Source organism: Anaerofustis sp., from assembly GCF_019420015.1.
Classification (GTDB): domain Bacteria; phylum Bacillota; class Clostridia; order Eubacteriales; family Anaerofustaceae; genus Anaerofustis.
In genome coordinates this window covers 1-13,136 of sequence record NZ_JAHZIA010000008.1, presented here as the reverse complement: position 1 = coordinate 13,136, position 13,136 = coordinate 1, and the positions used below count along the sequence as shown (strand labels likewise).

Annotated in this window: 15 protein-coding genes and 1 pseudogene; 15 read left to right on the top strand and 1 reads right to left on the bottom strand. The window is 32.2% G+C overall.

The features are described 5' to 3' along the window. The first annotated feature begins 4 nt into the window (after nucleotides 1-4). The 7 genes from rbfA (at nucleotide 5) to QZ357_RS01405 (ending at nucleotide 5,462) form a co-directional block, all read left to right on the top strand. A complete protein-coding gene (gene rbfA / locus QZ357_RS01435; RefSeq protein WP_290771009.1) occupies nucleotides 5-370 on the top strand; it encodes a 30S ribosome-binding factor RbfA in 366 nt (121 codons plus the stop codon). Then, a complete protein-coding gene (locus QZ357_RS01430) occupies nucleotides 354-1,295 on the top strand; it encodes a DHH family phosphoesterase (RefSeq protein ID WP_290771007.1) in 942 nt (313 codons plus the stop codon). Before rbfA ends, QZ357_RS01430 begins: the two co-directional genes overlap by 17 nt. 1 nt (nucleotide 1,296) lies before the next feature. Beyond that, on the top strand, nucleotides 1,297-2,205 hold the full coding sequence (gene truB / locus QZ357_RS01425) for a tRNA pseudouridine(55) synthase TruB (protein WP_290771005.1): 909 nt from the start codon (nucleotides 1,297-1,299) through the stop codon (nucleotides 2,203-2,205). A gap of 8 nt (nucleotides 2,206-2,213) precedes the next feature. Continuing rightward, nucleotides 2,214-3,128 carry a bifunctional riboflavin kinase/FAD synthetase gene (locus tag QZ357_RS01420; protein WP_290771003.1) on the top strand — a complete coding sequence of 305 codons (915 nt, stop codon included), beginning with the start codon at nucleotides 2,214-2,216 and terminating at the stop codon, nucleotides 3,126-3,128. A gap of 142 nt (nucleotides 3,129-3,270) precedes the next feature. After that, the gene (locus QZ357_RS01415; RefSeq protein ID WP_290771001.1) at nucleotides 3,271-4,044 is read left to right on the top strand and encodes a transporter substrate-binding domain-containing protein; all 774 of its coding nucleotides are present in this window, start codon (nucleotides 3,271-3,273) and stop codon (nucleotides 4,042-4,044) included. Nucleotides 4,045-4,072: 28 nt separating this feature from the next. Next, nucleotides 4,073-4,741, top strand: coding sequence for an amino acid ABC transporter permease (locus QZ357_RS01410; protein ID WP_290770999.1), 669 nt, complete (start codon nucleotides 4,073-4,075; stop codon nucleotides 4,739-4,741). Further along, nucleotides 4,734-5,462: an amino acid ABC transporter ATP-binding protein gene (locus tag QZ357_RS01405; RefSeq protein WP_290770997.1), complete on the top strand. Its 729-nt coding sequence runs from the start codon at nucleotides 4,734-4,736 to the stop codon at nucleotides 5,460-5,462. The genes QZ357_RS01410 and QZ357_RS01405 overlap by 8 nt, the downstream gene beginning before the upstream one ends. A gap of 67 nt (nucleotides 5,463-5,529) precedes the next feature. On the opposite strand, the gene trxA is transcribed toward QZ357_RS01405, so the two are convergent. Continuing rightward, the gene (gene trxA / locus QZ357_RS01400) at nucleotides 5,530-5,856 is read right to left on the bottom strand and encodes a thioredoxin (protein ID WP_290770995.1); all 327 of its coding nucleotides are present in this window, start codon (nucleotides 5,854-5,856) and stop codon (nucleotides 5,530-5,532) included. Between the two features lie 172 nt (nucleotides 5,857-6,028). On the opposite strand from trxA, the gene QZ357_RS01395 reads away from it, so the two are divergent. The 8 genes and pseudogenes from QZ357_RS01395 to QZ357_RS01360 all read left to right on the top strand — a co-directional run. Then, nucleotides 6,029-7,417, top strand: a complete 1,389-nt coding sequence (locus tag QZ357_RS01395; RefSeq protein ID WP_290770993.1) for an aminotransferase class I/II-fold pyridoxal phosphate-dependent enzyme — start codon at nucleotides 6,029-6,031, stop codon at nucleotides 7,415-7,417. Next, nucleotides 7,417-8,106 (top strand): deoxynucleoside kinase, encoded by a 690-nt coding sequence (locus QZ357_RS01390; RefSeq protein ID WP_290770991.1) that lies wholly within the window; start codon nucleotides 7,417-7,419, stop codon nucleotides 8,104-8,106. The genes QZ357_RS01395 and QZ357_RS01390 overlap by 1 nt, the downstream gene beginning before the upstream one ends. After that, nucleotides 8,103-8,432 carry a cyclic-di-AMP receptor gene (locus tag QZ357_RS01385; protein ID WP_290770989.1) on the top strand — a complete coding sequence of 110 codons (330 nt, stop codon included), beginning with the start codon at nucleotides 8,103-8,105 and terminating at the stop codon, nucleotides 8,430-8,432. Before QZ357_RS01390 ends, QZ357_RS01385 begins: the two co-directional genes overlap by 4 nt. 2 nt (nucleotides 8,433-8,434) lie before the next feature. Then, on the top strand, nucleotides 8,435-9,304 hold the full coding sequence (locus QZ357_RS01380; protein WP_290770987.1) for a hypothetical protein: 870 nt from the start codon (nucleotides 8,435-8,437) through the stop codon (nucleotides 9,302-9,304). After that, nucleotides 9,304-10,233 (top strand): stage 0 sporulation family protein, encoded by a 930-nt coding sequence (locus QZ357_RS01375; protein ID WP_290770985.1) that lies wholly within the window; start codon nucleotides 9,304-9,306, stop codon nucleotides 10,231-10,233. The genes QZ357_RS01380 and QZ357_RS01375 overlap by 1 nt, the downstream gene beginning before the upstream one ends. Nucleotides 10,234-10,242: 9 nt before the next feature. After that, the gene (locus QZ357_RS01370; protein ID WP_290770983.1) at nucleotides 10,243-11,220 is read left to right on the top strand and encodes a PTS transporter subunit IIC; all 978 of its coding nucleotides are present in this window, start codon (nucleotides 10,243-10,245) and stop codon (nucleotides 11,218-11,220) included. Nucleotides 11,221-11,230: 10 nt separating this feature from the next. Then, nucleotides 11,231-12,721: a threonine synthase gene (gene thrC / locus QZ357_RS01365; RefSeq protein ID WP_290770981.1), complete on the top strand. Its 1,491-nt coding sequence runs from the start codon at nucleotides 11,231-11,233 to the stop codon at nucleotides 12,719-12,721. Beyond that, nucleotides 12,721-13,136, top strand: a pseudogene (locus QZ357_RS01360) (homoserine kinase); the annotation flags it as partial. The gene thrC and the pseudogene QZ357_RS01360, both read left to right, overlap by 1 nt.

Genomic DNA, 13,136 nt, shown 5'->3' with positions numbered 1-13,136 from the left:
TTATATGGGGTATAGACTTGAAAGAGTAAACGAGCTTATCAAAAATGAGTTGTCACTTTTGATAGAGCTGGAACTACAGGATCCTAGGATTAAAGAAGCTATAATAAGTGTAGTGAGGGTAAAAGCAACACCTGACCTTAAATATGCAAAAGTATATGTAAGCGTTATGGGGGAAAATAATAAGAAAGAGGAAATCATAGGAGTTTTGGATAAAGCAAAAGGGTATTTGAGAAAGTCTATAGCAAAAGTTTTAAATACCAAGAATACTCCGGAACTCATATTTGAATTAGATGAATCTTTGGATTATGCAATGCATATTGATGAAGTTTTAGCTAATCTTGAAATAAAGGACCATGAAGACGATAGATAAATTTATTGAAATATTAGAAAATAATGATACATTTTTGATAATAACTCATGAAAATCCTGATGGTGATGCATTGGGTTCATCTTTAGCGATGAAAAAGACTTTGGAACTTATCGGCAAAGATGTTGATCTTTATGCCCAAACCCCAATTCCGGTGAATCTGGAAGATATGATTCTTGAAAAGGATATTGAAGAGTTGGATAATTTAAAAGCTAACTATGATATTTGTCTTTGCATGGATTGTAGCAGTGAAGATTATTTATTCGGAAGCAATTTAAGAAATTTGTGCAATAAAATTATTCTTGTTGATCATCATGTGACAAATGAACGATACGCAGACATAAATTTGGTGAGTGAAAAAGCATCGGCAACAGGGGAGTTGGTATTCGCTATAAGTTCAAGATTACTTGGTACAATTCCTTTGGACATTGCCAGTCTGATTTATGTTGCAATATCAACTGATACAGGCAATTTTGCTTATTCAAATACAACTCCGACAACTCATATTATTGCCAGTAAACTGTTGAAGGCGGGCGTAAATCAAGGTAAAATCAACGAGATGGTAAAACTTAAAGATATAAAGAGTCTTATGATACGCAGAAAATCCTTGGAAAATATTTATGCTTTTAAAGATAATAGGATACTGGTTATGGTGCTTGATGATGAATCAATCAATTCTTCTACCGATACAGACGGACTTATTGATGCGATAAGATATATAAAAGGGTGCAATATTGCAGCTCTTGTAAAAAGAGCCGATGAAGAAAGCTATAAAGTTTCTTTGAGAAGCGGCGGATCTGATGTTGATGTTTCAGAAATAGCAAGATTATACGGTGGCGGCGGTCACAAAAAAGCAGCGGGATTTACTTTTAAAGGAAGTAAAAACGAAATTCTTACCGTAATAAAAGATATTGATTTAGGGGATTAAGTTGATAAACGGAGTTATATGTATAAACAAAGAGCAGAATATGACAAGTCACGATGTTTGTTTTAAACTGCGAAAGATACTCGGTACAAAAAAAGTAGGACATAGCGGAACATTGGATCCTATGGCAACGGGGGTAATGGGAGTTCTTGTCGGCCGGAGTACAAAGTTGTCAAATTATATAACAGGCTTTGATAAAGAATATGTTGCAACAATGGTCTTTGGTAAAACAAGTGACAGCTATGATATATGGACAGAGATGGAAGATGTGGGTATTGAGGATTTTTCATATAATGAATTCAAAGATGTTATCAATTCTTTCAAAGGTGAAATAATTCAAAAGCCCCCTATATATTCTGCCATTAAGGTTGACGGAAAACCTCTTTATAAATATGCTTTAGAAGGGAAAGAAGTAGATATTCCTTCGAGAAAAGTCTATATAAATGATATAGAAATTTTAAGATGTAATATTCCTTATTCAGCTGAAATAAAGATTTCATGTTCAAAAGGAACCTATGTAAGAAGTCTTATAAACGACATAGGAAGAAGACTTAATACCGGGGCAGTAATGAGTTCCCTTGTCAGAACAAGAAACGGTGTTTTGAATATAAATGACAGTTTTACAATTGCCGAAGTTGAGAAAAAAGTCAAAGAAAATAAGATTGGCGAAATTTTGCATAATGATGACTTCTTTTTAAAAGATTTATTTAGGGTTGATGTAAACCCTTTAAGCAGTAAAATAATACTTAACGGAAATGCACTTATAAAGAAAAATATCCTTACGGATATAAATGGTGTTGAAGAAAATACTTTGCTTAGGCTTTATTTAGATGATAAGTTTATCGGTATAGGCAAAAGAGTAGAAGAAGACGGTGTATTGATAAGGCCGGTAAAGATTTTATACGGAGAATAGAATAAGTAATGAAAATAATACATTCTTTTGGAGAAGCGGATAAAAACGAAGAACTATCTTTAGCTTTCGGTTATTTTGACGGTATACATCTCGGACATAGAAAAATAATTGAAGAAGAAAATAAAACTTTAAAAAATGGTGTGGTAACCTTTGATAGGCACCCTCTTGATTTGATTGACAAAAGCAAGGCTCCTAAAAGATTGATGACTCTTGACGAAAAAATTTCGTATCTGGAAAAGTTGAATGTCGATTATTTATTTATAATTCATTTTGATTTTGATTTTATGAATCTTACTGACAGAGAGTTTATTAATATGGTAATTGACAATGTCAATATGAAGAAAATGAAAGTCGGATTTAATTATCATTTTGGCAAAAACGGTATGGGAAATGCGGACATGCTAAAAGAAATATCAAAGGAAAAAGATTTTGATTTAAAGGTTGTCGAAGAATATAAAATCGGGAATGAACGTGTATGCAGCACTGCAATAAGAAGATTTATAAGCGACGGCAATATAAAAAAGGCAAATGAGTTTTTAGGAAGAGCCTACAGCGTGGAAGGTAAGGTTTCTCATGGCAAACATTTAGGTAAAAAAATAGGGATACCAACTGCTAATATAATTCCCGACGCAATGAAAATCATGCCTAAAAGAGGGGTGTATGTAACAAGAGTTACAGTTGACGGTAATGTTCATTACGGAATAAGCAATGTAGGAATCAATCCAACCTTTAATGAGGAAATGAAAATAGAAACAAATATTTTCGATTTTGATAAAGATATTTACGGCAAAAGTATAAAGATAGAATTTCTTGAATTTGAAAGAGAAGAAAGAGCTTTTGATTCTATAGAGGATTTAAAAGAGACAATAAACAAAAGCATAAGCTTTGGAAAAGATTATATAAAGGGTAAACTTAATTATTAAAATTATTTTTATATTTAAATTCATTTTTATTTAATTTTATAAGAGAAAATAAAAATTTCACTTTATTTCATAAAAGTATTGGTAATTTATCCTTAATAAGATATAATAGAATTAGTATTTCGTATATAAGAGGAGGACGAAGATGAAAAAAGGAAAAAGAATTTTAGCGTGTGTGTTGGCATTGGGACTCGTTTTGGGGTTTGCAGGCTGCGGAGCAAAGGATGACGCAGGTAGTGGAGAAAAGACATATATTATTGCGACAGATACTGCATTTGCACCATTTGAGTTTACTGATGAAGAAGATAACTTTACTGGTATTGATGTTGATATCTTATCTGCAATCGCAAAAGATCAAGGGTTTGACTATGAACTTCAGTCTTTAGGTTTTAAAGCAGCTGTTGCAGCTTTGGAATCAGGTCAGGCAGACGCTGTTATCGCAGGTATGAGCATAACTGACGAAAGAAAAGAAAAATATGATTTTTCGCAAGCTTATTATGATTCAGGCGTTGTTATGGCAATAAAAGCAGATGACAGTACAATTAAAGGGTACGAAGATTTGCAAGGTAAGAGTGTAGCTGTAAAAACAGGTACAGAAGGTGCTACTTTTGCAGAATCTATAAAAGACAAATATGGATTTGAATTAAAATATTTTGAAGATTCTCCAAAAATGTATGAAGATGTAAAAACAGGAAATACTGTGGCATGTTTCGAAGATTACCCTGTAATGGGTTATGGTATCAGCCAAGGTAACGGACTTAAAATGGTAACTGATATGGAAAAAGGTTCTTCTTACGGTTTTGCTGTTCTTAAAGGAAAGAATTCAGAACTTATAAAAATGTTTGATGAAGGACTTAAAAATATAAAAGCTAGCGGTGAATATCAAAAAATATTAGATAAATATATTGCAAGCAAATAGTTATTAAATATTTATTTGGAGTGATTTAATGAATTTATTAGAGGTTTTTACTGACGCAGCCCCATTACTTTTTGAAGGGTTTGCAATGACAATAGAAATAACTATCATATCTTTATTAATAGCATTTTTCCTAGGACTTATCTCTTGTGTGATGGGGATATCAAGTTTTAAACCTTTTAAAGCTATATCTAAATTTTATTTATGGTTAATTAGAGGTACTCCGCTTTTGGTACAATGTTTCTTTGTATATTTTAGTATACCGCAATTGATTCAATCATTTGGCATTGATTTCAGACTTACTGCTTTCTCTGCCGGAGTTATAACTTTGTCTCTTAATGCAGGTGCTTATATGTCTGAAATATTCAGAGGTGGTATACAGGCTGTTGATAAAGGTCAAATGGAAGCTGCCAGAAGTTTAGGGCTTCCAAAGAACAGGGCTATGATTAAGGTTATATTGCCTCAGGCGTTAAAAATTTGTATTCCTTCACTTGTAAATCAGTTTATTATTACGTTAAAGGATACATCTATCATTTCTGTTATCAGTTTAGGTGAGGTAGTATATCAAGCCAATATCTATATAGGAAGAACAATGAATTCTTTTGCTACTTGGACGATTGTAGGAATTATGTATTTAATTGCTATTACTATACTTTCTTCACTTTCTAATTATGTTGAAAGGAGAATAAGTAATGAGTAAATTAAGAGTAACGGATTTACATAAATCTTTTAAAAAGTTAGAAGTATTAAAAGGTATTGATCTTGAAATTACAGAAGGCGAAGTTGTTTGTATTATCGGTCCTTCAGGTTCTGGTAAAAGTACGTTTTTACGTTGTTTAAACTTACTTGAAACTCCAAGCCGAGGCGAGATTGAAATTGATGATCAATTGATAACCGATAAGAAGAATGATATTAATAAGATGAGAGAAAATATCGGAATGGTTTTCCAACAGTTTAATTTATTCCCTCATTTGACAGTTAAGAAAAATATCATGCTTGCGCCTGTAGATTTGAAACTGAAAACTCCAGAAGAGGCTGAGAAAAAAGCTATAGAGCTTTTGGATAGAGTCGGACTTAAAGAAAAAGCTGATGTTTATCCTAAGAAATTATCGGGTGGACAACAGCAAAGGGTTGCTATAGCAAGAGCGCTTGCGATGGAGCCGGATATTATGATGTTTGACGAACCAACCTCAGCTCTTGATCCGGAAATGGTAGGGGAAGTTTTAAATGTTATGAAAGAGCTTGCCGCACAGGGGATGACAATGGTTATTGTTACTCATGAAATCGGATTTGCAAGAGAGGTTGCAGACAGAGTTATATTTATGGACGAAGGGATTATTATAGAGCAAGGACCACCTTCAGAAGTAATAGGAAATCCTAAAAATCAAAGAACAAAAGACTTTTTAAATAAAGTATTATAATAAAAAAAGAAGCAAAGCTTCTTTTTTTATTTGAAAATATAATTATAACGTTTTTGATTAAATGTTTTTAAAGTGATTCTATTATTTCAATATATCTTTCTTTTGGGTATGCCCCCACTTCTCTTGCCACTTGTTCTCCGTTTTTAAAGAATATCACCGTAGGGATACTCATAACTCTGAACTGCATAGAAAGTTCTCCGTTTTCGTCAACATCAAGTTTGCAAACTTTTATTTTATCAGAATATTCTTTTGCAATTTCGTCTATAGTAGGAGCAAGTCCTTTACAAGGTCCGCACCAGTTTGCCCAAAAATCAACCATTACGGGTTTTTCGCTATTTAAAACTTCATTTTCAAAGTTGTCTTTTGTTATAATTACAATATTTTTATCAGCCATGATATACCTCCTTATTTATATTATTTCATACTATATGATATTATATCATTTAATTATGAATAATTATATATTTAATTAAATTTTTAATGTTATATTTATTTATTAGAATATTTTTTGTGTTATAATCAATTCATTAATGATTTTGGTGTATGAAATATTAAGGAGTATGGACATGAAAAAAATATTGAATGAAAATATATCTCGCTACGTTGAAAAAAATCCTGTAAGACTTCATATGCCGGGACATAAAGGAAGAAGTGCGGGTGAGAATGATTATTATTATAAGGATATAACCGAATTATCATCTTATAGTGACAATTTATTGTCACCGAAAGATGTGATTTTATCGTTAAATCAGTATATTAAAGAGATTTTTAAAAGCAAAAAGTCTTTCATTTGCGTAAATGGAAGTACGGGAGGTTTGGAGATTTCTCTTTTATACTCTTTGAAGAGTAAGGATAAAGTCATACTTCCAAGAAACAGTCATATAGCCAATTATTATGGTATAAGCTTGGCTGACGGACAGCCTATATATATATACCCCTCTGATATTGTTCGTGGCATTAAAGAAGATGAATATGTTGAAGCAGTTAAAAAAAATAAAGATGCGAAAGCAATTGTAATCACCTACCCGACATATTTCGGATATAGCATAGATATTAAAAATCTTTGCGAAAGGATAAAAAGAATAAATAATGATATTATAATTATTGTGGATGAAGCACATGGGGCGCATTTTCTGTTTAATAGAGAGTATCCATGTTGTGCAATGGATTCTAAGTCAGACATTGTTATTACATCGATGCATAAAACTTTGACGGGACTGACTCAAACTTCGTTGATTCATATTAACAGTGATTTGATAGATTTGAAAAAATTCGAAGTGTATTTTAAAATGATGACTTCAACATCGCCGTCATATCTATTTTTACAATCCGTGGAAGAAGCGGTGCATTTTTCGGCGGAAAATGGTGAAGAAATATTAGACAATATAAAAACATGGTATTTTGAAACAAAAGAAATCATTGAAGGAAATACGGATTTTATTTTGGAGGAGTTTGATTCTGACTGCCATGATTATACAAAAATATGTATCAATACAATAAACAGTGATATTGACGGATATACGTTGGAAAAATTACTGGAAAAAGATTATAATATATTTACAGAGTGTTCAACGAGTCTGTATACTCTTTGTTATTTGGGATTAAAAAGTAATCATGAAGATGTAAAGTTACTTCAGGATGCACTTTTGGATATACAAAAGAGAAAGATTTCACTGGATAAAAAAGAAGAGATTGTATTTGGAAGTGAAAGTAATCCTGAAATAAAATACAGTATGAGAAATACTCTTGATTTTCAAAGAGAGAGTGTCTTGTTGAAGGAGTCTATAGGAAAAACCAGTTATGGTTTTATTGTTCCTTATCCACCCGGATATCCACTTGTTACTCCGGGAGAAGTTATAAATAAGAATATATACGAATATTTAAATAAGATAAAAAACAAACAAATTGTATTAGGTTTAAATGAAGGATTTGTTGATATTGTTAAGGAGAAATGATGAGCAGAGGGAAATTATTTGTTATAGAAGGGCTGGACGGAAGCGGTAAGCAAACGCAAAGTGAACTTCTTGCAAAAAGATTGAGAGCTGACGGATACAATGTTATAAGAGCGAGTTATCCGAATTACAAAAGTGAATCTTCCGCATTGGTTAAAATGTATTTAAACGGAGATTTCGGTAATGATGCCGAGGATATAGATCCTAAAGTAGCGTCAACCTTTTATGCTGTTGACAGATATGCCACGTTTAAAAAAGAATATGAAGAGTTTTATAACAATGGTGGTATAATAATAGCAGATAGATATGTTACTTCCAACATGGTTCATCAAGGATGTAAGATAAAGGATATGAAAAGAAAAGAAGAATTTTTTGATTGGCTTTTGGATTTTGAATATAATATTTTTAAAATACCAAAACCCAATAGAGTATTCTTTTTGGATATAAATCCTTCGGTATCAGAGAAGCTCATTGAAAAGAGATGTAACAAATTTACAAATGACAGTAAAAAAGATATACACGAAAGTAATTTTAAATATTTAATGTCTGCGTATGAAAATGTTAATTTCTTAGTGGATAAATACGGATTTGAAAAAATTGAATGTGTTCGTAACGGTAGTTTAAAAAGTATAGAGGAGATAAATGATGTTCTATACATGGAAATAAAAAATACACTCGGAGGTGTAAAATGAAATTAATTATTGCTATTGTTCAAAACGAAGATGCCTTTATTTTATCGGATGCTCTTACTGATGAAGGGTATCAGGTTACCAAATTAAATACCATTGGCGGATTTTTGAAAATAAAAAATGTAACCCTTATGATAGGTACAGAAGACGAAAAGGTTGAAAGAGCACTTGAGTTAATGAAGAAAATATGCAAGAAAAGGGAGCAGGTTGTTTCAACTCCTGTTGATGCTTCATTTATGGAAAGTCCGCTTACTGCATATACAGCAAGCGTTGAGGTTGGAGGAGCGACGGTGTTTATACTGGATGTTGCTCAATTTGAAAAGTATTAATTATGTTTGACAATTTACTTAAAACCGAAAAAGATATTTTAATCAATCATATAGAAAAAGATATGTTATCTCATGCGTATTTGTTTTATGGTGCGAAAGATGATGTGTTAGACAAAACCGTAGTGGAATTTTTAAAAACACTGTATTGCAAAAATGACAAATTTTATTGTGATGAGTGTGAAGAGTGCATAAAAATAAACACAAATAATAATATAGATGTGATGCATATACAAAAGGATGGGACGAGCCTTAAAATAAAACAGATACGTGATATGCAGTATAAAGCGGGACTCTCAAGCAGAGAGTACAAATATAATATATTTGTGCTTCATGATGCTGATACAATGACTGTTGAAGCTGCTAATGCTTTTTTGAAAACATTGGAAGAACCTGTTGAAGATACTGTAATGATCCTTACTGCTTCCAGTAAAGATTTAATGTTGCCGACTATACTTTCTAGATGTACCGAAATTAAAGTTTGGGACGATAAAGTATCTTCTTCTGTTTCAGTTGAAGAAAAAAAATATATTTTGGAAAATTTACTTTCGGTTTTTTCGGGAAACGAATTAAACAATGTTCATATAAGCAAAAAATTATCCGCTGATAAAAATAAAGTAAAAAATTATGCCGTTTTTATAATGAAATTTTTGTCGGATGTGTTAATATATAAAGAAAGTAATTTGGATACAGTTTTTAATGATATTGATGAATATTACAAAAATTATATGATAGAGGTTAACAAACTTGTCGGTAAATACAAATTACAAAAATTAATAGACAAAATGTTATATATAAATGAAATGATTAATTATAATGTAAATGCTTCGTTGGCGTTTTTGAATTTCTTTATATATATCGGAAAGGATATATAATGCAAAAAGTAGTAGGTGTTAGATTTAAACCTGCGGGTAAAATATATTATTTTGATCCTACAAATATATACTTAAAATTGGGTGACAATGTTATTGTCGAGACGGCGAGAGGACTCGAATACGGGACTGTTGCCGGAAGGGTAAAATATGTTGAGGAAGAGGAAGTTACAAAACCTATAAAGCCTGTAATAAGAAAGGCAACATCCAAGGATACAAAGATTCATGAGGAAAATCTTTTAAAAGCCGAAAAGGCATTAAAAGTATGTAAAAAAGAAATTGCTAAACAAGGACTTGATATGAAGCTTATAAGAGCCGAATATACTTTTAATGCTCAGAAAGTTATTTTCTATTTTACCGCTGACGGAAGAATAGATTTCAGAGAGCTTGTTAAAAATCTTGCTTCAATATTCAGAATAAGGATAGAATTAAGGCAAATCGGTGTAAGGGACGAGTCAAAAATATTAGGTGGAATGGGACCTTGCGGATGTGATTTGTGTTGCAATAAATGGCTTGGAGAATTTGAGCCTGTTTCTATCAAAATGGCTAAGGAACAGGGGTTGTCTTTGAATCCATCAAAAATTTCCGGCATATGCGGAAGGTTGCTTTGCTGTCTTCAATATGAACATAATTGTTATGAAGATGCTTTATCAAGGCTTCCAAAGGTTTCAGACAGGGTAAAAACACCTGACGGTATTGGCGTTGTGGAAAGATTGAATGTTCTTAAAGAAACATTTTTGGTTAAATTGGAAAATGACGGTGATATAGCATTTAAAGAATTTACCAGCGATGAGGTAAAAGTTATCAAAAAGAAGAAAAAACATTGTGGTAATAAAGATACATGTCAAAATAAAAGTTGTCCAAATCATCAAAAGCATAAAGAAGAAGATCCTATAAGCGATGAATTGAAGGAATTGGAAAAGGAAAATTAGGAGAATATTTTGAAGAATTTTTTTAAAACGTATTTTGTTGATACTCTTTCGAGCATGGCTTTGGGGTTGTTTTCAACTCTTATCATAGGAAGTATATTAAACCAAATCGGTGTGGTTTTTCATATAAGTTTTCTTACGGATACGTTATATCCTGCACTTAAAACGATGACTGCTCCTGTTATAGCTGTCAGTGTTTCTTATGGACTAAAGGCAGATCCTCTTGTTATATTTGCATGTGCAGGTGCCGGACTTATCGGCGGAGATCCTATAAGTGCACTGCTATGTGGTATAAGCGGTTCTGTAATAGGGATGCTTGTTTCAAAAAAGACAAGTTTGGATATTATCATAACACCTATCGTTACGGTAATTGCAGCCGGATTGGTAGGATTTTATGTCGGTCCTGTCATGAAGAATTTTATGCTTTTGCTTGGTGATATAATAATGAAAGCTTGCGAGCAGGAACCTTTTGTTATGGGGATTTTAGTAAGTGTTATTATGGGCATTATACTTACACTTCCTATAAGCTCTGCCGCACTTGGAATTATGTTGAATCTTTCAGGGTTGGCAGCCGGTGCTGCTTGCGTAGGATGTGCATCTCAGATGATAGGATTTGCCGTTATGAGTTTTAGAGAGAATAAATTGGAAGGATTAATATCTCAAGGACTTGGAACCAGTATGCTTCAAATAGGGAATATTATAAGAAAACCTGTATTATTTTTACCGCCTATAATTACTAGTGCCATTTTAGGTCCATTATCCACAGTGGTTTTTAAGATGACAAATACTGCTTACGGCTCTGGAATGGGGACAAGCGGTCTTGTGGGGCAGTTTGGTATGATTGAATCCATGGGCAGCAGCAGCGGTATATTTGCAATGATGATATTGATGCATTTTATATTGCCGGCGTTTATAACATTAATAATAAGTGAAATTTTCAGAAAGAAAAACATAATTAAACCCGGTGATTTGAAATTAGATTTAAAATAGGAGATTTGATATGGAGAAATTATTTAACAGTACCAGGAACATAGACAATAAATTGACACCTTCACAGGCTATTATAAAGGGCTTGAGTGATGACGGAGGATTATTTGTTCCGGAATTTTTGAAAGACGTGAAATTTGATTATAAAGAGTTTATAGGAAAATCCTATAATTACATAGCAAAAAAAATATTGGGAGCCTTTCTTGATTTTTCTGAAGAACAAATAGATTATTGTGTGGATACGGCATACAGCCTCAATAATTTTGAAACAAAGGATATTTTCAATGTGGTTGAAGTGGAAAAAAATCTTTCTGTTTTAGAGTTGTTTACAGGAAATACTATAGCTTTTAAAGATTGCGCTTTATCGATTTTACCTTTACTGTTAAATTGTGCAAAAGAGAATGAAAAAGATAAGGATAATGTTCTCATTCTTACCGCAACAAGCGGTGACACCGGAAAAGCGGCTCTTGAGGGTTTTCATGACGTTGAAGGAATAGATGTCATTGTTTATTATCCTTATAAAGGCGTATCCAGATTACAGCTTCTCCAAATGTTAACTCAAAAAGGAAATAATGTTAAAAGTTATGCCGTTAAGGGGAATTTTGACGATACCCAAAACGGTGTTAAAGAAATATTCAATGATACGGAATTTTGTGAAGAATTAAAAAAATACGGTGTGAAATTATCTTCGGCAAATTCAATAAATATTGGAAGACTTCTTCCTCAAGTTGTTTATTATTATCATGCTTATGCCAGATTGATAGAGAATAAGAAGATAAAAGAAGGCGATAAAGTAAACTTTATAGTTCCTACGGGGAATTTCGGTAATATACTTGCAGGGTATTACGCTTATTTAACAGGTCTTCCTGTAAATAAATTAATATGTGCATCAAATGATAACAATGTATTGTTTGACTTCTTTAAAAGCGGTATTTATGATAAGAACAGAGAGTTTAAAAAGACTATCTCTCCGTCAATGGATATTTTAATTTCTTCTAATCTTGAAAGACTTATTTACCATATGTATAACGGTAATGACAAAAAAGTATCGGAACTTATGGGAAAATTAAGCAAAGACGGTAAATATACTGTAGATAAAGAATATATGGAAAACGCAGATAACTTTATAGGCGGATATGCCACAGAAGATGAGATAAGAGAAGCTATTAAGTATGTTTATGAAAATGACGGATATTTAATGGATACTCATACTGCGGCAGGTTATAAAGTTTATAAAGATACAAAAGAAGATGACACCTACTCTGTTTTATTATCCACTGCCTCTCCTTATAAATTTTCGAAAGATGTATATCATTCGATTTTTGACGGAGAAGTGAAAGCGAATGATGATGTTGAATATATGTATAAGCTTAATGAAAAAACAGATGTAAAAATACCTAATCCCGTAAATGACATAGAACATTTTGACAGAAGGGAAGAAGAGGTAATTACAAAAGAAGATATGAGAAAATCCATAATAAAATATATAGAAGGTAAGAAATAATGTTTGAAATAAAAGCTCCCGCCACAAGTGCAAATTTATGTTGCGGTTTTGATACTTTTGGGCTTGCCGTAACTTTATACAATACTTTTAAAGTAGAGAAATGCGATAAATTTATATTTGACGGAAAAGAGGAAAATATAAATGCTACAAATAATTTGATACTTAAAAGCATGCTTACTACTTGTGATTTTTTGGATAAAAAACCGGTTGGAGTAAAAGTGGATGTTTTCAGTTCAGTTCCTTCAACAAGAGGTCTCGGAAGCAGTGCAACATGTGTTGTTGCAGGTATTATAATGGCTTATAAATCACTGAATATAAAAGTGGATATTGATGATGTGTTTAATATAGCTTCAAGTATCGAAGGGCATCCCGATAATGTTGCTCCTTGTATATTTGGTGGAACGACTCTTTCTTA

Bases quoted from the DNA above. Each gene is read 5' to 3' on its own strand.
- rbfA (WP_290771009.1), top strand. From the start codon at position 5: ATGGGGTATAGACTTGAAAGAGTAAACGAGCTTATCAAAAATGAGTTG.
- QZ357_RS01430 (WP_290771007.1), top strand. From the start codon at position 354: ATGAAGACGATAGATAAATTTATTGAAATATTAGAAAATAATGATACA.
- QZ357_RS01420 (WP_290771003.1), top strand. From the start codon at position 2,214: ATGAAAATAATACATTCTTTTGGAGAAGCGGATAAAAACGAAGAACTA.
- QZ357_RS01415 (WP_290771001.1), top strand. From the start codon at position 3,271: ATGAAAAAAGGAAAAAGAATTTTAGCGTGTGTGTTGGCATTGGGACTC.
- QZ357_RS01410 (WP_290770999.1), top strand. From the start codon at position 4,073: ATGAATTTATTAGAGGTTTTTACTGACGCAGCCCCATTACTTTTTGAA.
- QZ357_RS01405 (WP_290770997.1), top strand. From the start codon at position 4,734: ATGAGTAAATTAAGAGTAACGGATTTACATAAATCTTTTAAAAAGTTA.
- trxA (WP_290770995.1), bottom strand. From the start codon at position 5,856: ATGGCTGATAAAAATATTGTAATTATAACAAAAGACAACTTTGAAAAT.
- QZ357_RS01395 (WP_290770993.1), top strand. From the start codon at position 6,029: ATGAAAAAAATATTGAATGAAAATATATCTCGCTACGTTGAAAAAAAT.
- QZ357_RS01390 (WP_290770991.1), top strand. From the start codon at position 7,417: ATGAGCAGAGGGAAATTATTTGTTATAGAAGGGCTGGACGGAAGCGGT.
- QZ357_RS01385 (WP_290770989.1), top strand. From the start codon at position 8,103: ATGAAATTAATTATTGCTATTGTTCAAAACGAAGATGCCTTTATTTTA.
- QZ357_RS01380 (WP_290770987.1), top strand. From the start codon at position 8,435: ATGTTTGACAATTTACTTAAAACCGAAAAAGATATTTTAATCAATCAT.
- QZ357_RS01375 (WP_290770985.1), top strand. From the start codon at position 9,304: ATGCAAAAAGTAGTAGGTGTTAGATTTAAACCTGCGGGTAAAATATAT.
- thrC (WP_290770981.1), top strand. From the start codon at position 11,231: ATGGAGAAATTATTTAACAGTACCAGGAACATAGACAATAAATTGACA.